The sequence below is a fragment of the Luteimonas sp. Soil_C_5 genome, assembly GCF_057656615.1.
The window spans coordinates 401,438-427,256 of the sequence record NZ_JBDGKA010000004.1; the positions used below are offsets into that span (position 1 = coordinate 401,438).

18 protein-coding genes are annotated in these 25,819 nt (G+C 68.9%); 8 read left to right on the forward strand and 10 right to left on the reverse strand.

Annotation, left to right across the window (positions count from 1 at the left end):
• Window positions 1-113: 113 nt before the first annotated feature.
• From AC3A5K_RS13625 to AC3A5K_RS13635, 3 genes are all read left to right on the forward strand, one after another.
• Window positions 114-1,142, forward strand: a complete 1,029-nt coding sequence (locus AC3A5K_RS13625) for a class 1 fructose-bisphosphatase (RefSeq protein ID WP_487618078.1) — start codon at window positions 114-116, stop codon at window positions 1,140-1,142.
• Entirely contained in the window at window positions 1,139-1,840 is a 702-nt protein-coding gene (locus tag AC3A5K_RS13630; RefSeq protein ID WP_487618079.1) for a 2OG-Fe(II) oxygenase, read from the forward strand. The genes AC3A5K_RS13625 and AC3A5K_RS13630 overlap by 4 nt, the downstream gene beginning before the upstream one ends.
• Before the next feature lie 211 nt (window positions 1,841-2,051).
• Window positions 2,052-2,375, forward strand: a complete 324-nt coding sequence (locus AC3A5K_RS13635) for a hypothetical protein (RefSeq protein ID WP_487618080.1) — start codon at window positions 2,052-2,054, stop codon at window positions 2,373-2,375.
• A gap of 411 nt (window positions 2,376-2,786) precedes the next feature.
• Here AC3A5K_RS13635 and epmA read toward each other — a convergent pair whose 3' ends face one another.
• The 6 genes from epmA to AC3A5K_RS13665 all read right to left on the reverse strand — a co-directional run bounded on the left by epmA (window position 2,787) and on the right by AC3A5K_RS13665 (window position 12,650).
• Window positions 2,787-3,764, reverse strand: coding sequence for an EF-P lysine aminoacylase EpmA (gene epmA / locus AC3A5K_RS13640; RefSeq protein ID WP_487618081.1), 978 nt, complete (start codon window positions 3,762-3,764; stop codon window positions 2,787-2,789).
• Window positions 3,761-6,265: an NAD-dependent DNA ligase LigA gene (ligA, locus tag AC3A5K_RS13645; RefSeq protein WP_487618082.1), complete on the reverse strand. Its 2,505-nt coding sequence runs from the start codon at window positions 6,263-6,265 to the stop codon at window positions 3,761-3,763. Before ligA ends, epmA begins: the two co-directional genes overlap by 4 nt.
• A 90-nt stretch (window positions 6,266-6,355) precedes the next feature.
• Entirely contained in the window at window positions 6,356-6,769 is a 414-nt protein-coding gene (gene fosX / locus AC3A5K_RS13650; RefSeq protein ID WP_487618083.1) for a FosX/FosE/FosI family fosfomycin resistance hydrolase, read from the reverse strand.
• Between the two features lie 10 nt (window positions 6,770-6,779).
• Window positions 6,780-7,523, reverse strand: coding sequence for a cell division protein ZipA (gene zipA, locus AC3A5K_RS13655; RefSeq protein ID WP_487618084.1), 744 nt, complete (start codon window positions 7,521-7,523; stop codon window positions 6,780-6,782).
• A 14-nt stretch (window positions 7,524-7,537) separates the two neighbouring features.
• Window positions 7,538-11,050 carry a chromosome segregation protein SMC gene (smc, locus tag AC3A5K_RS13660; protein WP_487618085.1) on the reverse strand — a complete coding sequence of 1,171 codons (3,513 nt, stop codon included), beginning with the start codon at window positions 11,048-11,050 and terminating at the stop codon, window positions 7,538-7,540.
• A 502-nt stretch (window positions 11,051-11,552) separates the two neighbouring features.
• Window positions 11,553-12,650, reverse strand: a complete 1,098-nt coding sequence (locus AC3A5K_RS13665) for an ABC transporter ATP-binding protein (protein ID WP_487618086.1) — start codon at window positions 12,648-12,650, stop codon at window positions 11,553-11,555.
• A 298-nt stretch (window positions 12,651-12,948) separates the two neighbouring features.
• Here AC3A5K_RS13665 and zwf point away from each other — a divergent pair, with 298 nt between their 5' ends.
• The 5 genes from zwf to AC3A5K_RS13690 all read left to right on the forward strand — a co-directional run bounded on the left by zwf (window position 12,949) and on the right by AC3A5K_RS13690 (window position 18,824).
• The gene (gene zwf, locus AC3A5K_RS13670; protein ID WP_487618087.1) at window positions 12,949-14,370 is read left to right on the forward strand and encodes a glucose-6-phosphate dehydrogenase; all 1,422 of its coding nucleotides are present in this window, start codon (window positions 12,949-12,951) and stop codon (window positions 14,368-14,370) included.
• A complete protein-coding gene (gene glk, locus AC3A5K_RS13675) occupies window positions 14,367-15,371 on the forward strand; it encodes a glucokinase (protein ID WP_487618088.1) in 1,005 nt (334 codons plus the stop codon). The genes zwf and glk overlap by 4 nt, the downstream gene beginning before the upstream one ends.
• Window positions 15,368-16,120, forward strand: a complete 753-nt coding sequence (pgl, locus tag AC3A5K_RS13680; RefSeq protein WP_487618089.1) for a 6-phosphogluconolactonase — start codon at window positions 15,368-15,370, stop codon at window positions 16,118-16,120. The genes glk and pgl overlap by 4 nt, the downstream gene beginning before the upstream one ends.
• Before the next feature lie 108 nt (window positions 16,121-16,228).
• The gene (gene edd, locus AC3A5K_RS13685; protein WP_487618090.1) at window positions 16,229-18,145 is read left to right on the forward strand and encodes a phosphogluconate dehydratase; all 1,917 of its coding nucleotides are present in this window, start codon (window positions 16,229-16,231) and stop codon (window positions 18,143-18,145) included.
• A 22-nt stretch (window positions 18,146-18,167) separates the two neighbouring features.
• Window positions 18,168-18,824: a bifunctional 4-hydroxy-2-oxoglutarate aldolase/2-dehydro-3-deoxy-phosphogluconate aldolase gene (locus AC3A5K_RS13690; RefSeq protein ID WP_487618219.1), complete on the forward strand. Its 657-nt coding sequence runs from the start codon at window positions 18,168-18,170 to the stop codon at window positions 18,822-18,824.
• A 460-nt stretch (window positions 18,825-19,284) separates the two neighbouring features.
• On the opposite strand, the gene AC3A5K_RS13695 is transcribed toward AC3A5K_RS13690, so the two are convergent.
• The 4 genes from AC3A5K_RS13695 to AC3A5K_RS13710 all read right to left on the reverse strand — a co-directional run bounded on the left by AC3A5K_RS13695 (window position 19,285) and on the right by AC3A5K_RS13710 (window position 25,785).
• Window positions 19,285-22,536, reverse strand: a complete 3,252-nt coding sequence (locus tag AC3A5K_RS13695; RefSeq protein ID WP_487618091.1) for a discoidin domain-containing protein — start codon at window positions 22,534-22,536, stop codon at window positions 19,285-19,287.
• Between the two features lie 201 nt (window positions 22,537-22,737).
• Complete coding sequence (locus AC3A5K_RS13700) at window positions 22,738-23,592, reverse strand: carbohydrate ABC transporter permease (protein WP_487618092.1); 855 nt, start codon at window positions 23,590-23,592, stop codon at window positions 22,738-22,740.
• Window positions 23,589-24,467 (reverse strand): carbohydrate ABC transporter permease, encoded by an 879-nt coding sequence (locus tag AC3A5K_RS13705; RefSeq protein WP_487618093.1) that lies wholly within the window; start codon window positions 24,465-24,467, stop codon window positions 23,589-23,591. The genes AC3A5K_RS13700 and AC3A5K_RS13705 overlap by 4 nt, the downstream gene beginning before the upstream one ends.
• On the reverse strand, window positions 24,457-25,785 hold the full coding sequence (locus tag AC3A5K_RS13710; RefSeq protein WP_487618220.1) for a sugar ABC transporter substrate-binding protein: 1,329 nt from the start codon (window positions 25,783-25,785) through the stop codon (window positions 24,457-24,459). The genes AC3A5K_RS13705 and AC3A5K_RS13710 overlap by 11 nt, the downstream gene beginning before the upstream one ends.
• Window positions 25,786-25,819 lie beyond the last annotated feature (34 nt).

Genomic DNA, 25,819 nt, shown 5'->3' on the forward strand with positions numbered 1-25,819 from the left:
CGCGGCGGGGGCCGGGCGAAACCGGACCAGAATACAACCTGCGGCGCGGACGCCGCCGGGACACTGCCGCGCGATCGGGCGACAATGGGGCTTCCCGCCGCACCGGAACCCCCATGGCCAGCATCTCCCTGACCCGCCACCTGATCGAAGCCCAGCGCCAGCACCAGCTGACGCCCGACCTGCAGCTGTTGCTGGAGGTGGTGGCGCGCGCCTGCAAGCGGATCTCGGTCGCGGTGGGCAAGGGCGCGCTGGGCGATGTGCTGGGCGAGGCCGGCGGCGCGGACGGCAGCATCAACGTGCAGGGCGAGGCGCAGAAGAAGCTCGACGTGATCAGCAACGACATCCTGCTCGAGGCCAACGCCTGGGGCGGCCATCTCGCGGCGTGCGCGTCGGAGGAGATGGAACACTCGCAGCAGATCCCCGACGGCTTTCCGCGCGGCAACTACCTGCTGGTGTTCGACCCCCTCGACGGCAGCTCGAACATCGACATCAATGCCAGCGTCGGCACGATCTTCTCGGTGCTGCGCTGCCCGGACGGGATCGACGCGGCCGAGGACAGCCACTTCCTGCAGCCGGGGCACACCCAGGTCGCGGCCGGCTACTGCCTCTACGGCCCGAGCACGATGCTGGTGCTGACCATCGGCCACGGCACCCATGCGTTCACGCTGGACCGCGAGCAGGGCTCGTTCGTGCTGACCAGGGCGGATATGCAGATTCCCGAGCAGACCCGCGAATTCGCGGTGAACATGTCCAACCAGCGCCACTGGGAACCGCCGATGCAGGCCTATGTCGGTGACCTGCTGGCCGGCAAGGACGGCCCGCGCGGCCAGGACTTCAACATGCGCTGGGTCGCGGCGATGGTCGGCGACGTGCATCGCATCCTGACCCGCGGCGGCATCTTCATCTATCCCTGGGACGCGAAGGACGCGTCCAAGCCGGGCAAGCTGCGGCTGATGTACGAGGCCAACCCGATGGCGATGCTGGTCGAACAGGCCGGCGGCGCGGCGACCACCGGTCGCGAACGCATCCTCGACCTGCAGCCGACGGCGCTGCACCAGCGGGTGCCGGTGTTCCTGGGCTCGAAGACCGAAGTGGAAGCGGCCACGCGCTACCACCTGCAGCACGACGACACCGCCGGATGAGCGCCGCCGACTTCATCGAAGTCACCCCGGGCGCGCTGTCGGCCGAGGCCTGCGCCGCGATCGTGGCGCGCCTGCGCGCCAGTCCCGACCTGCATGCCGGCGAGATCGGCGGCGGCGTGTATCCCGAACTCAAGCGCAGCCGCGACCTGTCGATCAGCGACCGCCCCGACTGGGCCGACGTCGCCCAGCAGCTCAACCAGGCGGTCTATGGCGGCGTGATGGCCTACCTGCGCAAGTATCCGCAGGCCCTGATCGCGCCGCTGATGCTGCAGCAGCCCGGGGCCGACGGCGCGCTGAAACGCCTGGTCGCCGAGGATTTCGCCGGCATGGACGACGCCCGCCTGGGCGGCCTGCTGCAGACCTGCCTGCGACCCGGTGCGATCAACCTGCAGTGGTACGCGGCCGGCGAGGGCGGGTATCCCTACTGGCACTGCGAACTGTTCCCGCGCGACGGCAGCGGCGAGACCCTGCACCGGCATCTGCTCTGGACGATCTATCTCAATGACGGCTTCGATGCCGGCGAGACCGAGTTCCTGTTCCAGCAACGCAAGATCACGCCGCGCACCGGCGACCTGCTGATCGCGCCGACCGCCTTCACCCACACCCACCGCGGTAACCGGCCGCAGAACGGGGATAAGTGCATCGCGACCAGCTGGATTCTGTTCCAGCGGGCGGAGACGTTGTACGGGGGAGGTTGAGGCGCGCTGCGCCTTGTTGTTGGTGGTCTGGGGCTCGCTGAGGCTGTAGCCGCGATTTCCGTTTTGGCCTTGGCTTCGGCTTCGGCTTCGGCTTCGGCTTCGGCTTCGGCTTCGGCTTCGGCTTCGGCTTCGGCTTCGGCTTTCAGCCTGTGACCTGCCGAGCCGTAAAGCGAGCCGAGCATCGCAGGGCGGCGGGGCCGAAGAGCAGCCCATGTCTGAGCGCAGCGAGTTTGGGCTGCGTGCCCCGCTGTCCGAGAAGCGCAGGGCACCGGCGCGGCGCAGCTGTGCCGGATCGCGTCCGGCGAAGGGGCTTTTTGGTTTCTTTTTGGCCGGTCAAAAAGGAACTCGCACGCGTCAGCGTGCGAAAGCCGTGCAATTGATCCACCGCTCTGCTTTAGCTTCGGCTTTGAATCCAACCCCGGAATTGGAATCGGAATCCGCGAGAGGGTGTGCGCTGGTTCGCGCGATCAGCGTTCTTGCCAAAGACAGAGCTTCCGCGCTGTCGCGCGGCTTACTTTTGTCTTGCCAAAAGTAAGCAAAAACGCCGTCGCCGGACGCGATCCGCCACGGCTACGCCGCGGCGGGCCCCTGCGCTTCTCGGTCGACGGGGCACGCAGCCCAAACTCGCTGCGCTCAGACATGGGCTGCTCTTCGGCCCCATCGCCCTGCGATGCTCGGCTCGCTTTACGGCTCGACAGGTCAAACGCAAATAGCAAAAGCGAAAAACCAAAGCGAAAGCGAAAGCGAAAGCAGAGAGTAGAAAGTAGAGAGCCGAAAGCGGGAAGCGGGAAGCGTGACCACAACACGGTGGAAGCATTGGCAACAGCGCTACTGCCAGCGGCAGCCAAGCCCAAAGCAATTGCGATGGCAACAATCAACCGGGAAGCAACGTTCCTGGATTCCCGTCTGCGCGGCACGAAGCGGCCACATGCAGCCGCCCAACGCGCTACGCCCGCGCGAAATCAAAGGCGATCACATCCGCAATCCGCCCCGTCTCCAGCATCGCCATCATCAGACGATCCACACCAAGCGCCACACCCGCGCAATCGGGGAATCCAGCCTCCAGCGCCTGCAGCAGGGCCTCGTCGATCGCCGGCTGCGCCGCGCCGCGGGCGGCGCGCACCGCGTGGTCGCGTTCGAAGCGGGCGCGCTGCTCGCGGCCATCGGCCAGCTCGTGATAGCCGTTCGCGAGTTCCAGCGCACCGAGATACAGCTCGAAGCGCTCGGCCACCGGTACGCCATCGCGTTCGGCAATGCGCGCGAGCATGCATTGCGACGCCGGGTAATCGTGGACGACCAGGATCCGGTCGGCCGGGTTCGCCGGCTGGATGCGATGCGTCATCAGCAGGTCCAGCCAGTCGTCGCGGGTCAGGCCCTCCGGATCGATCTGCACGTCGCCGAGCGCCGCCTGCAGCGCGGCGTCCGGCGCGGTCATCGGATCGAGGCCGAGCACGTCGAGGTACAGGGCGCGATACGTGGTCTGGACCACGTCGGCGCGACGGTCGACGAGCGCGAGCGCGCCTTGCACCAGCGCGACGCTTTCGTCGGCGAGCCGATGCTGGCCCCAGCCGACGCGGTACCACTCGAGCATCGTGAATTCGGGATTGTGGCGACCGCCGGCCTCGCCGTCGCGAAATACGCGCCCGAGTTCGTAGCAGTCGCCGAAGCCGGCGGCGAGCAGGCGCTTGAGCGGAAATTCCGGCGAGGTGCGCAGCCAGCGCGTGCGCGGGCCGGCGGAGACGTGGCCGCTGAATCCGGTTTCGAAGCTGGCGACATTCGGGTCGGTGTTGCCGGCCTGCGACAGCATCGGCGTTTCGACTTCCGGCACGCCGCGCTCTGCGAAGAAGCCGCGCAGCGTGGCATTGAGGCGCGCGCGCAGGCGCAGGGTGTCGAAGCTTGCCGACGGCAGCATCGACGCACTCATGCCTGCGATTCGAGAAATGCGAGTAACGCGGCTTCGTCCCAGATCTCGATGCCGAGTTCCTGCGCCTTCGCCAGCTTCGAGCCGGCCGCGTCTCCGGCGACGACCAGCGAGGTCTTCTTCGACACGCTGCCCGCGATTTTCGCGCCCAGCGCTTCGAGCTGTTCGCCGGCCTCGTCGCGGGTCATGGCTTCGAGGCTGCCGGTCAGCACGACGGTCTTACCGTCGAGCGGACCGCTGGTCTTCACCGTTTTCGCCGGTGCGGCATCGAGCAGGCGACGCATCGCGGCGTCGCTCGCGCGGAGCGCTGCAAGTGCATCCGCATCGGCCAGGAACGCCGACAGATTGTCCGCGCCCGCCGACGACAGGCCCGCGCCGGTCCAGCCGCTCGCGTTCGCACGCAGCAGCGCGTCGAGCGTGCCGTAGGTGTCCGCGAGACGCTCGGCGCTCTTGCCGCCGAGCTTGTCGACCGGCAGCGTCGACAGCAGGTGTGCGAGGCCAAGACGCTCGCGCAATGCGGCGGATGGTGCGGTTTCGTCGTTGAAGGTGATGCCCGCCGCGAGCAGCGCGTCGACGACCTCGACGTTGCCGGGTTGTTCGAAGAACGTCGCGATCGAACGCGCCACCTCGCTGCCGATATCAGGCAGCGCCTGCAGCAGCACGGCCGGCGTTGTACGCACGAAATCGAGCGCCCCCAGCCACTGCGCGAGCGACTTGGCCGTCGTCTCGCCCAGATGCGGAATGCCGAGTGCGAACAGGAAGCGCGGCAGCGTGGTGCTGCGGCTGGCGTCGATGCCGGCGACGAGATTCTCCGCCCACTTCGTCGCGAGCTTGCCGCCGGTCTCGACCGTCAGATGCGCACGCAGGAACGCGGCGTCCTTCCACACCGGCGATTCCTGCGCCAGCGCCGCTTCGCCCTCAGCATCGAGCGCGAGAGCGCCCTTGCTGTCGGCGATCGCCTGCGCGAGATCCGCCGCGGTCGCGGCATCGAGCGCAGTCTTCATCCGCACCAGGTCCTCGACCGTCAGCGCGAACAGGTCGGCCGGCGAATGCACGAAACCGAATTCGACCAGCGCTTCGGCCTGCTTGTCACCGAGGCCTTCGATGTCCATCGCGCGACGCGATGCGAAGTGGCGCACGGCTTCCTTGCGCTGCGCGGAACAGGTCAGGCCCCCGGTGCAGCGCCACGCGGACACGCCCTCCTCGCGCACAAGTTCGGAACCGCAGACGGGACATGTGGCCGGCATCGTCCATTCGACCGTGCCCGCGGGACGCCGGTCTTCGATCACGCGCACGATCTCGGGAATCACATCGCCGGCGCGGCGCACGATCACCGTGTCGCCTTCGCGCACGTCGAGGCGGCGGATCTGGTCTTCGTTATGCAGGGTTGCGTTGGTGACGGTGACACCCGCGACCTGCACCGGCTCCAGTCGCGCAACCGGCGTGATCGCCCCGGTACGGCCGACCTGCACCTCGATCGCGCGCAGCACAGTCGACTGTTCCTGCGCGGGGAACTTGTGCGCCAGCGCCCAGCGCGGAGCGCGCGAGACGAAGCCCATCGTCGCCTGCTGATCGTAGTCGTCCAGCTTGTAGACCACGCCGTCGATGTCGTACGGCAGCGTGTCGCGCGCTGCGCCGATGCGCCGGAAGTAGGCGATCAGGCCGTCGAAACCGGTCGCGGTGTCGGCTTCGGGTGCGACGGGAAAGCCGAAGTCGCGCAGCAGCGCGAGCGTTTCGGAATGCGTTTCCGGCAGTTCGAGTCCGCGCACCTCGCCGATCGAATACGCGAAGAACGCCAGCGGCCGCCGACGCGTGACCGCGGGATCGAGCTGGCGCAGCGAACCGGCCGCGCCGTTGCGCGGATTGGCCAGCAGCTTCTCGTTGCGGTCGAGCGCCTTCGCGTTCCAGGCTTCGAAGGCCTTGCGCGGCATGTAGATTTCGCCGCGCACTTCCAGCACCGCCGGCGACGGCGTTGCGGTCTCGCGCAGCTTCAGCGGCACCGCGCGCACCTGGCGCAGGTTCGCGGTGACGTTCTCGCCGGTGCTGCCGTCGCCACGCGTCGCGCCCTGCACGAAGACGCCGTCCTCGTAGCGCAGACTGATCGCGAGGCCGTCCAGCTTGGGTTCGACCGAGAAGACCGGCGCTTCGATCTCGAGCTTCTGCTCGATGCGACGCTCGAAATCGGCGACCTCGGCGTAGCGTGCGCGGTCATCGGCGTCGTCGGCGACGCCCGCGGTCTCGAATGCGTTGGCGAGCGACAGCATCGGGATCGCGTGGGTGACTTCCGGGAAACCGCCGTCCGGTCGCGCGCCGACGGTGCGGGTCGGCGAGTCGTCGCTGGCGAGCTCGGGATGCGCGGTTTCCAGCGCTTCGAGTTCGCGCAGCAGGGCGTCGTAATCGGCGTCCGGGATCGACGGATCGTCGAGCACGTAGTAGCGGTGATTGGCGTCTTCGATCAGCGCGCGCAACTCGGCGACGCGCCCGGCGGGAGATGGAGTCGGCATGCGGGAATTGTAGGCCGGCGCGGCCCTGCCGGTCTCCGTCGCGGCGCGGATCGCACGCGCCAGGCGCGCCGCCACAGCTCGTGATGGCCCTCAGTCCGCAGGCACGCCGTAGGCGCGCAGCCGTGCATCCAGGCTGCCGGTGTGCAGCTCGAAGAGATGGTTGTCGAAGTCGTGGAAATACAGCGACTCGCCCTCGCCTTCGATCCGCGGCCGCGGTGGCCGGATGTCGACACCGAGCGCGTCGAGGCGTGCGCGGCATCCAGGCAGGTCGCCGGCATCGATCTGGAAGGCGACGTGCCGGTAGCTGCGTTCGGCAGGCGGCTCGCCCTCCATCGCGACCAGCCACACGCCGCCGAGCACGAAGAACTTCTCCCGCGACAGCGAATGCGGCCGGTCGCCGCTGTCGTAGACCTCGCGTGCGCCGAGACCTTCCACCAGCAGGCGGGCCGTCCGGTCGAGGTCGCGGACGAGAAACGTCAGGTGGCTGATGCCGGCAATCGACATCGCGCCGGACTTACCAGCGCGGGCTGCGCGTCACCGGCGGCACGCTGTGCTCGCGGTCCCAGGCGCGCAGTTCGTCGCGCAGGCCGGCAATCCGCTGGCGGCCGAGGGCGTTGCGCTGTTCGTCCAGCAGCACGCCGTCGAGCAGTTCGGCCATGCGCTCGGCCGTCGGCAACATCGCATCCCAGGCGTCCAGCGCGCGGACCGGCGCCGGCAGGGTCAGGAAGAACGCGATCGCCGGGGTTTCCAGCGTCTGGATCTCCGCCATCTCGAAACTGCCCGGGCTGCGGATGTTGGCGACGCTGAAGATCGGTCCGCGCTCGGGATGGTTGTCGACCAGGCGGTGGAACACGTTCATGTGGCCGTAGGTCAGGCCCGTCTTCTCGGCGGCGACCACGATGTCCGGGCCACGCAGCACGTTGCCGGCGCGCGCGGCGATGTACAGGGTGACGATCTTGTCGAAGTCCTCGGAGCTGCGCTTGCCGAGTTCACTATTGGGCGACACGGTGCCGACCGTCTGGTCGAGCAGATCCATCTCGGCCAGCGTCTCGGCACCCTCGCCCGCTTCACGCGGCACGCCGGCTTCGCCGAGGTCCTGCTCCAGCTGCGCGCCGAGCGTCGGTTCCTTGCGGCCATCATCGCCCGGGATGCGGCGACCCTGTCCACCGCGCGGGCGCGTACCGAAATACCAGATCGCGGCCATCAGCAAAGCACCGGCGACGATGATTCCGATACGCAGCATCCACTCGTCAGACATTCTCGGTGTTCCTCTCAGGCAGCGCCGGCCAGACGTGCGGCTTCGGCAAGATCGACAGATACCAGGCGGCTGACGCCCGGCTCGCGCATGGTAACGCCGCTGAGCTGCGATGCGGCTTCCATCGTCGCCTTGTTGTGGCTGACGAACAGGAACTGCACCTGCTCGCTCATCTCCCGCACCATCGCCGTGAAGCGGCCGACGTTGGCCTCGTCCAGGGGCGCATCGACCTCGTCGAGCAGGCAGAACGGCGCCGGATTCAGCTGGAAGATCGAGAACACCAGCGCAACGGCCGTCATCGCCTTCTCGCCGCCGGACAGCAGGGAGATGTTCGACACGCGCTTGCCAGGCGGACGCGCCATGATCGCCACGCCGGTGTCGAGCAGGTCGTCGCCGGTGAGTTCGAGATAGGCGTGCCCCCCGCCGAACAGGCGCGGATACAGCGCCTGCACGCCGGCATTGACCTTGTCGAAGGTGTCCTTGAAGCGGCCGCGGGTCTCGCGGTCGATCTTGCGGATCGCCTCTTCCAGCGTGTCCAGGGCCGAGGTCAGGTCGGCGTCCTGCGCGTCCAGGTATTCCTTGCGCTGCGCGGCTTCCGCATGCTCGGCGATCGCGGCCAGGTTGACCGGCTCCAGCCGGCGCAGGCGCGCGTCGAAATCGGTGACCGTCTTTTCCCAGGTCTTGGCGTCGGCGCTGTCGTCGAGCCCGTTGAGGACCTCCTCGACCACGAAACCCGCCTCGACGACCGAGGCCGCCAGCTGGTCGGCGGCGATCACCAGGGCCTGCTGGTCCAGCCGGCGCTGGCCGATGGCCTCGCGCTGGGTGAGAGCCTGCGCGTCACGCTGCTGGCGCACCTGTTCGAACGTCCGCAGCTCGTTGTCGATGCCTTCCAGCGCGGACCGCGCTTCGGCCAGCGTGCGCTCGGTGCGCACGCGCTCTTCGAGCGCCACCTGGCGCTGCTGCTCCAGCGCATCGACCGGCGAATCGCCGCCGGCCAGCTGCGCGGACAGATCGCCGAGACGGCTGTCGAGCTGGCCGCGCTGGCCGCCCATGCGGGTCAGGGCCTGGGTCAGGGACTCGATCTGCGCCCGCTGGGATTCGAGCGTCAGTGCCAGCGCGTGCGCGGTATCGCGCGATTCGCGGGCCGCCGCGCGGGTCTGGTCCCGGGCGTCGGTGAGCTGGCGGCGTTCCTGCTCCAACGCGCCGCGCACGCCTTCGAGATCGCCCATACGGCCGACCGTGTCTTCGAGCCGGCCCCGCGCCTCACGTGCCTGCTGGGCGGCGGTGGCCAGGGTTTCGGCAAGCTGCGCGAGCTCGGTGTCGATGCGTTCGATGCGGCCTCTGGCCGATTCGACCCGGCCCTGCTGGCTCTGCACCTGGCCGGCGAGTTCGGACACGCCGCGATGGGCGAGGTGCAGCGCGCGTTGCGCTTCCTCGCGCGCCTGCTCGGCCGCCAGCAGGCGCTCGCGGCCGGAGGCGATCTGGTCTTCCAGCGCCTGTTCCTGGTCCTGCAACGCCTCGATCTCCGCACGCAGGGACTGGATCTCGCGCTCGCGCAGCAGGGCGCCCTGCTTGGCCGCGCCCGAGCGCGACACCCGCACCCAGCCGGCGCCGAGGCGCTCGCCGCTGCGGGTGATGACCGAATCGCCGTCGCCGAGCCGGGCCTGCAGCGCGCGCGCCTCGGCCAGCGTGTCGGCTACGTGCAGGCGCGCGAGCAGACGGCGGATCGCGATCGGCCCCTGCACCTTCGACGCCAGCGAGGTTGCGGCGAAATCGCCCGCGCCGTCGCCATCGGCCACCAGGGCCAGCCGGCTTTCGCCGAGATCAGCCAGCGCATCCACCAGATCAGCGGGGACGCCGTCACCGTCGACCAGCACGCCCTCGATCAGCTGTCCGAGCGCACTCTCGACCGCGAATTCCCAGCCGGCCTCGACGCGCAGGCGCTCGCCGACGCGCGCCGCCGAATCCAGCCCACGCTGGCGCAGCCATTCGACGGCCGCGCCCTGCTCCTGGCCCAGCGCCGCGTGCTGCAGGGCTTCCAGCGAAGCCAGGCGGCCGCGCGCTTCCTGCGCATGCTTGCGCACGCCGGAAATCGATTCCTGCGCGGCGCGCTGCGCGTCCTGCAGGTCGACCGAGGCGGCCTTGCGGGCCTCCAGCGTGTCGCCGAGGGTGTCCAGCGCGATCTTCTGTTCTTCGTGCCGGATCTGGATGTCGGCGAAGGCGTCGCTGAGAGCGTCCAGGTCGAGGCTGGCGCGTTCGCCCTGCAACTGCTCGCGCCGGCGTTCGGCTTCCAGCGACTGGCGGTCGAGATAGTCCACGCGGGTGCGCTCGACATCGCCAACCCGGGCCGCTTCGCCCTGGTCGCGGTTATGGGTTTCCCAGCGCGTCTGCCAGTCGGCCAGCGCGGTCTCGGCGTCGCGCAGCGCGTCCTGGCGCACCGCGTCGTCGTCCTGCAGCTGGGCCAGCCGCGGCTCGGCGTCGGCGATGCTTTCGTGCAGCAGGTCGAGACGCTGCTGGTCCTGGTCGATGTGCGCGCCGATTTCGGCCAGCTGGGCCTGGGCTTCGTCGCGCGCCTTGAGCAGGCGCGCCGACAGTTCGCGCTGGTGCTGGATCTGCTGTTCGATGCGCGCCAGCGCGCCGCTGACCTCGTAGCTCTCGGCCTGCGCCCGGTTGAGACCTTCGGCGGCCTCGTGCCGGCGCTCGCGACCGGTCTCGAGCTCGCGTTCGGCTTCGCGCTGCTCGGCGATGATCTGCTCGAGGCGGGTTTCTTCCTGCGACAGGCCTTCGCGCAGCGCCTGCAGGCGCGCATCGAGGGTGCGCCATTCCAGCGCCCGCCATTCGGCGTCGCGGATCTTCCGCTCGGCCTGGATCGCGGTGTACTGCTCGGCCTGCTTGGCCTGGCGCGCGAGGTGCTGCAGCTGCTTGCCCACTTCCTCGCGCAGATCGCCGAGGCGGTCGAGGTTCTCGCGGGTGTGGCGGATGCGGGTCTCGGTTTCCTTGCGGCGCTCCTTGTACTTGGAGATGCCGGCGGCTTCTTCCAGATAGACGCGCAGCTCTTCGGGCTTGGCGTCGATGATCTGGCTGATCATGCCCTGCTCGATGATCGAGTAGCTGCGCGGGCCGAGGCCGGTGCCGAGGAACAGATCGGTGATGTCGCGGCGGCGGCACTTGGTGCCGTTGAGGTAGTAGCCGCTCTGGCCGTCGCGGCTGACGGTGCGCTTGACCGAGATCTCGTTGAACGCGGCGTACTCGCCCTGGATCGTGTGGTCGGAGTTGTCGAAGACCAGTTCCACCATCGCCTGCGAGACCGGCTTGCGCGCGGTGGAGCCGGCGAAGATCACGTCGGTCAGCGAGTCGCCACGCAGGCGGCTGGCCGAGGATTCGCCCATGACCCAGCGCACGGCGTCGATGATGTTCGACTTGCCGCAGCCGTTCGGTCCCACCACGCCGGTCATGTTGGTCGGCAGATGCAGGGTGGTCGGGTCGACGAAGGACTTGAAACCGGCGAGCTTGATCGTGGACAGGCGCATGCGGCTTTGGTGGCCTCTTGGCGCCCGTCAGGGCGCGATGGATGAGCGGTAGCGTGTCATGCGATACGCGAAATTGCCATTGCAAGCGGTTGATTCCACTCACATGGACCGCCGCTCGCGCGCGCAAGCAGCCAGTATAGCGAGGCGTGGCGCTGGCGGTAGGCGAGGCACGCGGCAGGAATACCCGGCCCGTCATTCCCGAGTAGGCGGAAATCCGTGACGTCCTTGCCTGCTCAATGCACTGAAGACGCTCGACTGGGAGGCAGACTGAGGTCCATGGATTCCCGCCTGCGCGGGAATGACGATCAACGGCGGACGCTGCCGTTGCGGGCGCCCCGGACATTCCGCAAGAGGCATTCACCCCGCAAAAAACATTCCCTCGCCTGACGCGCCATGCGCGTCGACCGCGGATCCGGTCCGGGGCGAGCCTTATCCCATAGGGAGAGGTGCGGGCCCTGTTTGAACGGAGCGCGTGCCGGCTAATCCGTCGACGCGTCGAAGCTCAGCCCGCCTGCTGTACCAGGCGCTCGCCGCTCTCGACATCGAAGGCATGCACACGGCCCACCGGAATCGACAGCGGCAGCGTTTCACCCGGCACCGGCACGCGGTCGGGTGGCAGGCGCGCGATCAGGGCATGCGTGCCCAGGCGCAGGTTGACGAAGACTTCGCTGCCGACCGGCTCCACCACCTCGACCACCGGCGACAGCGATGCGTCGGCCTCGGTCGCCGGCAACAGATGTTCGGGACGGATCCCCAGATCGACCGCGCGGCCGTTCCACTCGGCGGGAAATCCCGCGTCGCCGAGCGCGATCGTGATGCCGTCGCCGGCGTCGAGGGTCCAGCCGTCCGCGCCCTGCGCCAACGCGCCGCGCAGCACGTTCATGGCCGGGCTGCCGAGGAAGGTCGCGACGAACAGGTTGGCCGGCCGTTCGTAGAGCGCCATCGGCGAGTCGATCTGCTGGATGTGCCCGTCCTTGAGCACGACGATGCGCTGGCCCAGCGTCATCGCCTCGATCTGGTCGTGGGTGACGTAGATCATGGTCGTGCCGAGCTTGCGGTGCAGCCGCGCGATCTCCACGCGCATGCCGGCGCGCAGCTTCGCGTCGAGGTTGGACAGCGGCTCGTCGAGCAGGAACACCTGAGGCTGCCGCACCAGCGCGCGACCGAGCGCGACGCGCTGGCGCTGGCCGCCCGAAAGCTGGCCCGGCTTGCGGTCGAGCACCTGGTCGAGTTCCAGCACCTGCGCGGCTTCGTCCACGCGCCCGGCGATCTCGGTCTTCGACTGGCCGCGCAGCTTCAGGCCGAACGCGAGGTTCTCGGCCACGCTCATGTGCGGGTACAGCGCGTAGCTCTGGAACACCATCGCGATGTCGCGATCCTTCGGCGCCACGTCGTTAACCACGCGCTCGCCAATGGTCAGCGTGCCGTCGCTGATCACCTCCAGTCCCGCGACCATGCGCAGCAGCGTGGATTTGCCGCAGCCCGACGGGCCCACCAGCACCAGCAGCTCGCCATCGGTCACCTCGAACGTCGCACCGGCCACGCCGACGTATCCGTTCGGATAGACCTTGCGCACCGCGTCGAACCGCACCTTGGCCATGCCTTCTCCCGATGTCGTGCGTACAGGAACCACTGGATGCCGACGTCATGACGGACGCGGCTGCATGGGCTATTCTGCCATGTAAGCGTTTTCAAGCTGCATGCGTGATCGATCGGGGCAAGGTGCCGGAATTCCGCCGGCTGCATGTCGAATACGTCGTGCGATCCCGTTGCGCAGGTCTGCAGGCCGAAACCGCGTCAGGGGACCGCGTCCGACGACATCAGGCATTGCGGTCGAGGTCCATCGCACGACACACTCCCGATTTCCCCATCCTGAACCCGAGGCGAATCCGGCGTCCATGCACGACTCTCTGCTGCTGTTCGGCGCCACGGGCGATCTGGCGCAACGCTATCTGTTCCCGTCGCTGCTGCATCTCATGCGCGACCGGCTTCTGCCCGACAATTTCCGCGTCATCGCGATCGCACGCAGCGAGCACGACGACGCCGGTTTCCAGGCGTGGCTGCGGGAACGCCTGGGCGACGAATACGCGGGCGCGGCGCTCGACGAGCTGCTGCGGCGCGTGCAGTACGTACCGGTCGATCTGTCCGACGCCGACTCGATGGCGGCCAGCCTGTCGCGCTTCGCCGACCGCCCTGCGGTCAGCTATCTGTCGACGCCGCCGAACCTGTTCGCATCGGCCTGCCGCGGGCTCAAGGCCGCCGGCCTGCTCGAGGCCCCGTCGCGGCTGGTGCTGGAAAAGCCGATCGGCCACGACCTGGCCAGCGCGCAGGAAATCGACGCCACGCTGAAGTCCGCGCTCGACGAGTCGCGGATCTTCCGCATCGACCATTACCTGGGCAAGGCGCCGGTACAGAACCTGCTCGCGCTGCGTCTGGGCAATACGCTGCTGGAAGCCACGTGGGAACGGCGCTGGATCGAATCGGTCGACATCATCGTCGCCGAGACCGCCGGCGTGGACGGCCGCGAGGGCTATTACGCCGATTACGGCGCGCTGCGCGACATGGTCCAGAACCACATGCTGCAGCTGCTGGCACTGATCGCGATGGAGCCGCCGGCGGCGATGGACACCGACAGCATCCGCGACGAGAAGCGCAAGGTGCTGCGCGCCCTGCGCCCGATGACACCCGCGGCGGCTGCCGCCGACAGCGTGCGCGGCCGCTACCGCGACGGCGTGGTCGACGGCCAGGCGGTCCAGGGCTTCAAGGCGGGCGGACACGACGACGTGGAAACCTTCGTCGGCCTGCGCGCGTGGATCGACAACTGGCGCTGGGCCGGCGTGCCGTTCCGCCTGGTCACCGGCAAGCGCATGCCCTCACGCACGACCGAGGTCGTCGTCACCTTCAAGCCGGTCACGCACTGGCTGTTCGGCGCCGACGAGCGCAAGCGCGCGCGCGCCAACCAGCTGCGCGTGCGCCTGCAGCCGGAGGAGACGATCGAACTGGGCCTGATGGGCAGCCTCGCCGCGTCCGAGTGGAGCGCCAACGAGCTGCAGCCGATGTCGCTGGATCTGGCGATGCTGCCGCCCAAGCGCCGCATCGCCTACGAGCGGCTGATGATCGATGCGCTCAAGGGCGACCAGACGCTGTTCGTGCGCGACGATGAAGTCGAGGCCGCGTGGCGCTGGATCGACAGCGTCAGCGCCGCGTGGCGCGAGGCCGGCACGCCGGTGCGCGATTACCCCGCCGGCAGCTGGGGCCCGGCCGAGGCACAGCCCTTCCTGCCGCGCACGCTGACCACCCACAATGGACGCAAATCGTGAGTTCCCCGGGGCCGATCGCCCTGCTCGCCGACATCGGTGGCACGAACGCACGCTTCGCACTGGCCGATACCCGCAGTGCGACGCCGCTGCTGCTCGACACCGTGCTGGGTTTTCCGGTCGCCGACTTCCCGTCGCTGGCCGACGCGGCCCAGCACTACCTCGACACGACGCCGCATGACGACGCGCTCGACATCGGCCGGGCGGTGTTCGCGGTCGCGGGCCGGGTCGACGGCGACGAAGCGCGCATCACCAATCATCCCTGGGTGATCTCGCGGCCGCGTACGCGCCAGCAGCTCGACCTCGTCGATGTGGAGCTGGTCAACGATTTCGCAGCGCAGGCGATGGCGATCCCGCTGCTGCAGCCGAGCGACTACACGACGATCGGCGGCGTGCCATGGTCGGTGCCGACCAATCCGGACGGCCCCTGCACCTACGCCGTCATCGGTCCGGGCACCGGACTCGGCGTCGGCGGCCTGGTGATCCGCGACGGGCGCCACTACCCGCTGGAGACCGAAGGCGGCCACGTGAGCTTTCCGCCCGGCACGCCCGAGGAAACGCGGATTCTCGAACACCTGTCGTCGCAGTTCGGCCGCGTGTCGAACGAGCGTCTGATCTGCGGCCCGGGCCTGGTCAACATCCATCGCGCACTGAGCGAGATCGCAGGCGTCGACCCGGGCCCGATGCAGCCGGCCGACATCACCGCCGGCGCACTGGCCGGCGATCCGCGCTGCGCGCGCGCGGTCGACGTGTTCTGCGCGGTGTTCGGTGCGATCGCTGGCGACCTGGTGCTGACGCTCGGCGCCTGGGACGGCGTGTTCCTCACGGGTGGCCTGGTGCCCAAGATGCTGGATTCGATCCGCCATTCGGGCTTCCGCCAGCGCTTCGAACACAAGGGCCGCTTCTCGCCGACGATGGGCCGCGTGCCCAGCGTCGCGGTCACCCACCCGCACGCCGGGTTGCTCGGCGCCGCGGCAATCGCCGTCCGCAAGGCCGCCGCGTGAACAGCGCCGGCGCCACCGCCTTTGGCATCGCGGGCGGAATCGGCGACGATGCAGGCATGCACCTGCACGCCTACGAATCCGCCACCCAGTGGACCTGGGGCGCGGCGATCGCGATTTCATCGGCGATCGCACGCGACCTGCAGCAGCGGCCGCGCGCGCGCCTGCTGCTGTCGGGCGGCAAGACGCCCGGTCCGGTCTACGCCGCGCTGTCGAAAGCGCCGCTGGACTGGGACAAGGTCGATGTCGCCCTGGTCGACGAACGCTGGCTGCTGCCCGAGGATCCGGACAGCAACGCGCGCCTCATCCGCGAGACGCTGATCCAGAACAAGGCGCAGAAGGCGCGGCTGGAAGCGATCACCCGCGCCGGCCGCCCGTTCGACGAGGCCCTGTCCACCGCCAACCTGCACGCCAAGCAGCCGGCCGGCGTCGTGGTGTTGGGCATGGGCGACGACGGCCACACCGCCTCGCTGTTTCCCGGTATGCAGGATCTGGATCGCGCGCTTGCCGCGACGTCGCCCTATGTCGGCGTCGATGCCAGCGGCTGCCCCGGTGCGGGCCAGTGGAGCCGCCGCATCAGCCTCACCCCGGCGGGCCTGGCGCCCGCGCACACCCGGATCCTGCTGATCCGCGGTGAGAAGAAACGCGCGTTGCTCGACCGCCTGGCGGAAAGCGACGACGTCCACGAGTTCCCTGCCCGCCTGGCACTCACCCTGCCCGGCGCGCCGCTGCACGTGCACTGGTGCCCGTGATCCGCACCTGACCGTCACCCGCTGCGTGCCCTGCGCGCAGCATCCGACGCGGGGACCGCGGTCGCCGTGTCTGCTCGACACCTCCCTTCCGTCTCAGCGCCGCCGCCCATGAGCCTGCATCCCGTCGTCCAGTCCGTCACCGAACGCATCCGCCAGCGCAGCGCGCCGTCGCGGCAGGCGTATCTCGAAGGCATCGCGCGCATGCGCGACGAGGGGCCGCTGCGCGGTCACCTGAGCTGCGCCAACCTCGCGCACGGCTTCGCCGCCTGCGGGCCGGTCGACAAGTCGCGTCTGCGCAACGGGCCGACTGCGAACCTCGGCATCGTCACCGCCTACAACGACATGCTGTCGGCGCATCAGCCTTACGAGCCGTATCCGGAATTCATCCGTGAAACCGCGCGTGCGCTGGGCCATACCGCGCAGGTCGCGGGCGGCGTGCCGGCGATGTGCGACGGCGTGACCCAGGGCCGCGCGGGCATGGAACTGTCGCTGTTCTCGCGCGACGTCATCGCCCAGGCCACCGCGATCGCGCTGTCGCACGACATGTTCGACAGCAGCGTGTATCTGGGCATCTGCGACAAGATCGTGCCCGGCCTGCTGATCGGCGCGCTGGCCTACGGCCATCTGCCGGCGATCTTCATTCCCGGCGGCCCGATGACACCGGGTGTCCCGAACAAGACCAAGGCCGAAGTGCGCGAGCGCTACGCCGCCGGCGAGGCCACGCGCGAAGAACTGCTGCAGGTCGAATCCGATTCGTATCACGGCCCCGGCACCTGCACGTTCTACGGCACCGCGAATTCCAACCAGACGCTGCTCGAGGCGATGGGCGTGCAGCTGCCGAGCGCGGCCTTCATCAATCCGGGCACGCCGCTGCGTGAAGCCTTCACCCGCGAAGCGGTCGAACGTGCGCTGTCGATCACCGCGCTCGGCGACGACTACCGCCCGCTGGGCCAGCTGATCGACGAACGCGCGATCGTCAACGCCGTCGCGATGCTGATGGCGACCGGCGGCTCGACCAACCACACCATCCACTGGATCGCGGTCGCGCGCGCGGCTGGCATCGTGCTGACCTGGGACGACATGGACCAGCTGTCGCAGGCCGTGCCGCTGCTGGCGCGCGTGTATCCGAACGGCGAAGCCGACGTGAACCGCTATCACGCGGCCGGCGGCAACGCCTACGTGTTCCGCGAACTGCTCGACGCCGGCCTGATGCACGGTGATCTGCCGACGATCGTCGACGGCGGCATGGCGCGCTACGGCGAAGAGCCCAAGCTCGACGGCGACCGCATCCGCTACGAACCCGGCCCGGCGATCAGCGGTGACGACGGCGTGCTGCGCCCGGTGTCCGCCCCGTTCGAAGCGCACGGCGGCCTGCGTCTGCTGCGCGGCAATCTGGGCCGTTCGCTGATCAAGCTGTCGGCGGTGAAGCCGGAGTTCCGCACCATCGAAGCACCGGCCGTCGTCGTCGACGCGCCGCAGGCCCTCAACCGCCTGCACGCCGCCGGCGCATTGCCGCGCGACTTCGTCGCCGTCGTGCGCTATCAGGGCCCCAAGGCCAACGGCATGCCGGAACTGCATTCGCTGGCGCCGCTGCTGGGCATGCTGCAGAACCAGGGCCGGCGCGTCGCGCTGGTCACCGACGGCCGCCTGTCGGGCGCCTCGGGCAAGATTCCCGCGGCGATTCACATGACGCCCGAGGCCGCACGCGGCGGGCCGCTCGCATTCGTGCGCGAAGGCGACATCATCCGTCTCGACGGCGAGGCCGGCACGCTCGAAGCGCTGGTCGACCCGGCCGAATGGCAGGCCCGCACAGCCGCACCGGATACCGCGCCCGCGCCCACCGACCATGGCCGCAATCTGTTCGGCTTCAACCGCGCGAACGTCTCACCCGCCGACCAGGGCGCGCTGTCGATCTCCTGTGGCCCCGCCACGACCGATGGCAGCGCGTGGAATTACGATGCCGAGTACGATCTCGGCGCCGATGCATCGGCGCTCGATGCGCCGCACGACTCGAAGGATGCCTGACCCGATGACTTCCATTGCTTCCATGCAGGACCGCCAGGCGCGCGCCGCCGAACACCTGCGCCACGCCGGCGTGCTGCCGGTGATCACCGTGCACACGCTCGACGAGGCGCGCGCGATTGCCGATGCGCTGCTCGAAGGTGGCTTGAACACGCTCGAACTCACGCTGCGTACGCCGGTCGCGATCGACGCACTGGCGATGCTCAAGCGCGAGCGCCCGGAAATCGTCATCGGTGCCGGCACCATCCGCAACGTCGACAACATCCGCGCGTCGATCGACGCCGGCGCCGATTTCCTGGTGACGCCCGGCACGCCTGCCCCGCTGGCCCAGGCACTGGCGGACGCGGACATCCCGGTCGTGCCGGGCGCCGGCACGCCGACGGAATTCATGGCGCTGTACGACCTCGGCTTCCGCAACTGCAAGCTGTTCCCGGCCAATGCGGTCGGCGGTCTCGCCATGCTGAAGGGCCTCGCGGGTCCGCTGCACGACATGCGCTTCTGCCCGACCGGCGGCATCTCGGAATCCAACGCGGCCGAGTTCCTGTCGCAGCCGAACGTGCTGTGCATCGGCGGCTCGTGGATGCTCGACAAGGCCTGGATCGCTGCAGGCGACTGGACGCGTGTCCGCGAGACAGCCGCGCGTGCCGCTGCGATCGTGCGCGAGGTCCGCGACGCGGCTTGATCCGTTTCGGGCCTCGGCCCGGATCGGACCCGCTTTCACGCGTACGCCAGCTTCGTCATTCCCGCGAACACGAGGCTGTCAGCGAACGGACGTTGGGTCATCCAGAAACTCCGGACGTCACCGACGCACCGGAGTTTAGGCACGGGCGACCCGGACCTGCGCAGCCGCGCCCGTCCCCTTCAGGGCATTCCCTCTTTCAGGGAATGACGGCCCGCGAACGCAGCCGACGGCTCGCTGCATAGAGACGCCAGCGACTCCGCTCGCGCATCGACCGATCGATGTGGGGCATCCACATCCCGCGCAAGCGCCAAGGTCTCGACACCGACGCATCTCTACACAGACCAGCGCTCAGGCAGCGAAGTCCGACACCTGCCGTCGCCAGGTGTGCGGCATGAGTTCAAACCGGTGCGACGGACGCTTCTCAAGACACGCCCGCCGCACCTGCGCCTCCTGGCCGGCCTCAGCCCGCCCCCGCCACCCGCACGCGCGCACCGGCGCGTTCGATGCGCAGTTCGTTGCCGCTCCACTGCGTCGCGCGGCCGTCGATCGTCGTTGCACCCGGCACGCTCGCGTAAGGCCATTGCAGCACCAGGCCACCGGGCGGCAGGCCGCTGCCGGCATCGACGTCGAGCAGCAGATCGTTGCCTTCGCGGCGCAGGCGGTAGCCCACCGTGCCCTGCGGCGTGCGCATGCCGCGCAGTGCGACGCCCTCGCCGTCCAGCCAGTCGGCCGGCACACCGGCCGCCAGCACCAGGCTGTCGTCGACTTCGCGCACGTAGGCGAACATGTCCAGCGCCGAGCGCACGAAATCCGAACCCACCCAGGCATGCGGCAGGTCGCCGAGGAAGAACGGCGTGCGCGGCGTCGGCGTGACCACTTCGCCCCACTGGTTCCAGGCCAGCGGCGCGCGGTGGCCGAAGAACCATTCGCGCACCTCGTTGGCACGCTCGCGCCAGCCCAGGCGCACGAAGGCGGCGACGTTGCGCCATTCGTAAGGCGTGTAGTCCTTCCACGGCTCGCGGCCATCGCGACGGTCGGCGAACTTGGTCCAGTACCGCTCGAAGGTATTGGTCAGCAGCGGCTCGGGCAGACGGCCCTGCTCGCCACCCGGCGCCAGTGCGATCGTGGTCGAGGTCGCATCGAAATCTCCGAGTTCGGCGGCGCCCGGCAGGAAGTCGATGTCGTGCAACGCCGCCGCAGCGCGCAGCGAGGCGTCGAGATCGGTACGGAACTCGTCACGTGCCGCGGTCATCCGGGCCACGTCTTCCGTCTTGCCCAGCGCCTCGGCGACCTCCACCGCATCCTTGTAGCCGCGCAGCGCCCAGAAGTTGTCCCAGTACGAATGCATCGGCTTGGCGGAATAGCCTTCGTGGCTGATCGAGGCCGGCATCATCCCGTAGAACGCGGCGTTGACTGCGCGGTTCTCTTCGGTGCGTTCGCTGGCGCGCAGCACTTCCATGTAGTCGAACGCCCCGCGCACGTGCGGCCACATCGCTGCGAGGAAGGCGTCGTCCTGGGTGTAGCGCCAGTACTCGGCGATGTTGAAGATCAGTTCGCCGTGGCTGTCGTTCTCCGGCACCGGATCGCTGCCGCGGTCGTCCACGCAGCACGGCACCATGCCGTTGTCGAACTGGTAGGGCGCGTACCACTCGACGTATTCCTTCACGACTTCCGGCCGGCCCATGCGCAGCAGACCTTCGGAAATCATCGCGCCGTCGCGGATCCAGCTGCGCGCGTACGAGCGCGTGCCCGGCTGCAGGCGCGGCCCGATACGCGAGATCAGCATGTGCGCGAGCGAGGTGCGCAGCGTGTCGGCGAGCGCCTTGCCCGCGGCCGGCACCTCGATGCCGACCTCGCCCAGCTTGCGCCGCCACTCATTGGCGGTCACGTCCTGCCAGGCCTGGGGATTCCAGCCCGCCGTTGCCGGCGCATCGCCGGTCATCGGCACCAGCAGGTCGAACTCGCGCGACTGGCCGGGTTCCAGGCGCACCGCGTAGAGCAGCGCGCCGGACGCGAAGGCCTGCGGATCGTCGACCTCGTGCGTCGGCGGCAAGTCACCGGCGGCGATGTGTTCGATCGCCATGCCGGCATCGAAGGTCGTCGCGAACGCAGCCTGCGCCGGCTCGCGCGCGAACACGCGCGGCGCGCCGTCCACACTGACGCGATCCGGTGTCACCGACAGCGCACGCAACGGGCTGACGCCGCCGATGATGTTGAGGAACTGGCTCGGCGGATTGACCTGCAGCGGCCGGACCGCCAGCGCCAGGGTGTAGTCGCGCGCCTGCGCGCCGGTGTTCGTCAGGCGATACCGCGCGACCAGCTGCGACGCGTCCGGCGTGCCGTGGGCGAAGCCGGTCACGCGCAGTGCCAGCGCGTCATGGCGCCAGTCGACGCTGGGAATCGGCAGGTAATCGTCCTGCAGCGATTGCGTCGCCTCGACATCGGCCCAGGTCACCAGGGTGTCGTCGACGCGCACGAAGGGCTCGATCGAGAACCCGCCGGCCGCGACTTCGATCGCGCCGTCCTCGCCGATCAGGCCCTGCTGCGTGCCGCCGTCGAGGCCGAGGATCGTCCAGTACGGCTGCTCGCCGCTGAAGCCGCGCGGGAACTGGCCACGTGGACGGTCGGCGGCGACTGCCTTGATGAAATCGTTCGGATGCTCGGAGACCGCGACCGGATGCGCGGCAACGTCGGCCAGCGCAAAACCGTCGTTTGGTCCGTCGCGCAATTCCAGCCCGATGTAGCGGGCTTCCGATTCCGGCAGCGACAACCAGTCGATGCCGCCATTGCCGTCGACCACCGCGCGCACCTCGTGCCAGTCGGCGCCGTCATCCGACAACGAGACCGCGTAGGCCGATGCCTCGCGACCCGCCGCCCAATGCAGGCGCAGGCCGCCGAACTCGCGCACCGAGCCCAGATCCAGCACCAGCGTCTGCGGCGCGGCGCCCGTGGTCCACGCCGTGTCCGCATCGCCGTCGGTCGCATTGGCCACCGCTTCGGGTGTGCTTTCGGACGACGGCGTCAGGGTCAGCGGCGAGGTGTCGTCGGGTGGCAGCGCCTCGAGGGTCATCGCATCGAAGCAGACCGAGCCCGCACCGCCGGCGTTGTTGTAGATGGTGAACTCGATCTTCCGGCTGGCGCGCAGCGTCTTGTCGGGATCCGGTCCCCAGGCCTTGTCGATGTGCCGGGTGCGATAGCGCACCTGGGTCCAGTCTTCGGGGTAGTCGTACTTCGGCCGGTTGACCCACCAGACGTTGTCGCCGCTGGCATCGATCAGCTTGAACTGCAGATCGTTCGCGGGCGATTCGCCGCGCAGCTGGAACCCGAAGCGGAAGTTCTCCGGATACTCCAGCGGCAGTTCGCGCTGGATGCCGACGTGACCGGACACGCCATTGAAATCGTAGTCCAAGCAGAGCGCCGCGCCATCGACGCCGTCGACCGTGCGCAGGGCGCCGCTGACCTGGTTCGAAGTGACCACCTGCCACAACGACGGATCGTCGAAGCCATCGAGCAGGCGGACGGCCTCGCCCGCCGGCGCGGCGCCATCACCCGTCGGCGTGGGTGAGACATTGCAGGCGGCAAGCGTACCGACGAGTGCGGCAATGCCGGCGACGCGTGCGACGCGGTGACGGCCGGGCGACGCGGGGGCGTCGCCAGCCAGCGTCATGTCGGATTCGGCAGGCGCGCGTGCGCCGGTGTCGAGGATCTTCATGCGGTGCGTTGGCTCCGTGGTTCGGACGGGTCTGGCGCAAGGGTGAAGCGGTGACGGGTCATGTGACGGCGCGCTTGCGCGATGCGGCGTCGGGTCGATGCCCCCGCGCGCAAGCGCGCGCTCACACCGGGGTCTACTGCCGCCTTCCATGGTGTGACGCTTGTGTACGGCACGCGGGCGATGCAGCGGGCGCCACCGAATTCATCCCTTGACGCTGCCGAGCAGCAATCCCTGGATGTAATAGCGCTGCAGCGCGATGAACAGCACGAGCACCGGAATCACGGTGACCACGGCGCTGGCCATCATCATCTCGACGTCCTGGATGTGTTCGCGCGACAGCGCGGCAATCGCCACCGGCAGGGTGTAATTGGTCTGGTCGGTCAGCACGATCAGCGGCCACATGAAGTCGTTCCATGCGGCCATGAAGGTGAAGATGGTCAGCGTGACCAGCACCGGCTTGAGCATCGGCAGCACGATCTGGAAGAAGATCCGCAGCTCGCCGGCCCCGTCGATGCGCGCGGCTTCCAGCAGTTCGTCCGGGATCGAGCGCGCGTACTGCCGCACCAGGAAGATGCCGAACACCGTTGCCAGCGCCGGGATGATCACCGCGCCGAAACTGTTGACCAGGCCCATACCCTTCATCATCAGGAAGAGCGGCAGCATCGCGACCTGGGCCGGGATCACCAGCGCGCCGAGCAGGATCTGGAACAGCCGTTCGCGGCCGCGGAAGCGCAGCTTGGCGAAGGCGTACCCGGCCATCGTGTTGATCAGCAGCGCGCCGAACGTGATCGCGGCCGAGACCACCAGGCTGTTGACGAAATACCGGCCCATGCCCGCGCGTGCGAACAGCTGCTGGTAGTTGTCGAACGTCAGCGCGGACGGCAGCAGCGGCGGCGGGAATCCGCTGGCCTCGCCGGTCGGCATGAAGGACACCGACAGCATCCAGGCCAGCGGTGCCAGCGCGACGATCGCCAGCGCGACCAGCGCGCCGTTGACCGCCCACGCCGACCAGCGCGACGCGCCGACCTCGTGCACGGCGGATGCAGCGCGGCTCATACCATCTCCCGGCGCCGGCCGGCGCGCAGCAGCAGCGTGGTCACGCCGAGGATGATCAGAAACAGCAGGAAAGCCACCGCCGACGCGCGGCCGAGGTTCCACCACATGAAGCCTTCCTCGTACATGAAGTACAGCACGCTGACCGTGCTCTGCAGCGGATCGCCGCGGGTCATGACATAGGGTTCGGCGAAGAGCTGGAAGTACCCCGACACCGTGATCACCGCGACCACCAGCAGCACCGGCCCCAGCATCGGCAGCGTGACGTGCACGAACTGCTGCCAGCGCGAGGCGCCGTCAATGCGCGCGGCCTCGTACAGGTCTTCCGGAATCGCGGCGAGGCCGGCGATGAAGATCACCATGTTGTAGCCGAAGTTCTTCCACACCGCGAACAGGATGATCGTCGGCATCGCCCAGTTCGGATCGCCCAGCCAGTCGACCGGCGAGATGCCGACATGGCCCAGCGCCCAGTTCACCAGGCCATAGCTGGTATGGAACAGATAGCGCCAGATCACCGCGACAGCGACCAGCGTGGTGACAACCGGTGCGAACAGCGCGGTGCGGAACAGGCCCTTGAAACGCGCCACCTTCGCGTTGAGCAGCAGCGCTGCGCCCAGCGACACCGCGATCGACAGGGGCACGCCGATGACCACGAAGTACGCGGTGTTGCCAAGCGACTTCCAGAACAGCGGCGTCTGCAGCAGGTCGACGTAATTACCCAGCGCGACGAAGCGCAGGTTCGACATGTCGGCCAGCGCGTAGAGATCGAAATCCGTGAGGCTGAGCAGCAAGGCCGATGCGACCGGAATCGCGAAGAACACGCCCAGCACGATCAATGCGGGGCCGGCGAAGATCCAGCCCGCGGTACTAGAGCGCATGGCGGGCTCCGTTCTGCGCGTGCGGGCGCGCAGGCGTGCGTGACGCAGCGGTCTCGGAAGCCGCGCCCACTGGCGCCTCCGCTGCAGCCTCCTGCTCGCGCACCCAGCGCCGCTTCTCCAGCAGGGTGTCGACGCGCGTGTCGAGTTCGCGCAGCGCCTGCGCCTGCGGCATGCCGCCGCGGACCACGCGTTCGCTGGCCAGGCGCATTTCCTGCACGATGCGCTCCCATTCCAGCACCTGCGGCGTGGGCTGCACGCGCTCGAGCTGGTCGCGGAAGGCCTGTGCGTAGGGATCCTCGCGCAACTGCGGAAACTCCCAGGTGCTGCGCCGCGGCGGCAGGTTGCCGATCATCGCGTGGAAGCGCTGCTGGATGTCAGGACGCGACAGGAACTCCATCAGCTTCCAGCTCGCCTCTTTGTTGGGCGAATCGCGGAACATCACCAACGACGTGCCGCCGGCGATGCCCGCGCCCAGTCCGTCGGGCCCGGGCAGCGGCGCGGTGCCCCACTGGTCCTGCAGCTCGGCCGGCATGCGGTTGCGGAACTCGCGGATGTTCCAGGGACCGGACACGTAGAACGAGAAGAAGCCGCGGCCGAATTCGTCCCAGACGTTGGAGATCTGGGTCTCGGACATGCGCGGGGCCCAGCCCTGCTCGAACATGTTGGTGTAGAAGCCCAGCGCCCGCTGGAAGCCGGGGCTGGAGAAATTCCCGCGACCGTCATCGTCGCGCAGCAGTGGATCACCCGCCTGCAGGCCGAACGACAGCAGCTGCTCGAATTCGTTGAGCGGCAGCATCACTGCGTAGCGCGAGGGCCCGACATGGCGCTTGACCGCGGCCATCGCGGCTTCCCACTCGGCCCACGTCGTCGGCAGCGTCTCGACACCCGCGGCCGCCAGGATGTCGCGGCGGTAGAAGATCAGCCGCGTGTCGACGTACCACGGCACCCCGAGCAGGGTGTCGTCGATGACGTTGGTATTCCAGATGCCTGGGAAATAGTCGGACACGTCGATGACCGGTGAGGCATCGACGCGCGACTGCAGGGGCTCGAGCGCGCCGAGCACCGCGAATTCCGGCACCCAGGTATTGCCCAGCTGGCAGATGTCGGGCAAGGCGTCGGCCGCGAATGCGGTCAACAGCTTCTCGTGCGCCGAGGTCCAGGGAATCTGCTGGATCTCGACGCGGATGCCCGGGTTGTCCTGCTCGAACTCGCGGACCAGTTCGGCGACCACTTCGGCCTCGCGGCCCATCGCCCAGAAGCGGATGACGGTGTCGTCGCCGCGACGCGCGCAGGCCACCAGGATCAGCAGCGCCAGCACCGCGCACGCAACGCGCGCCGCCGCAGACACACGG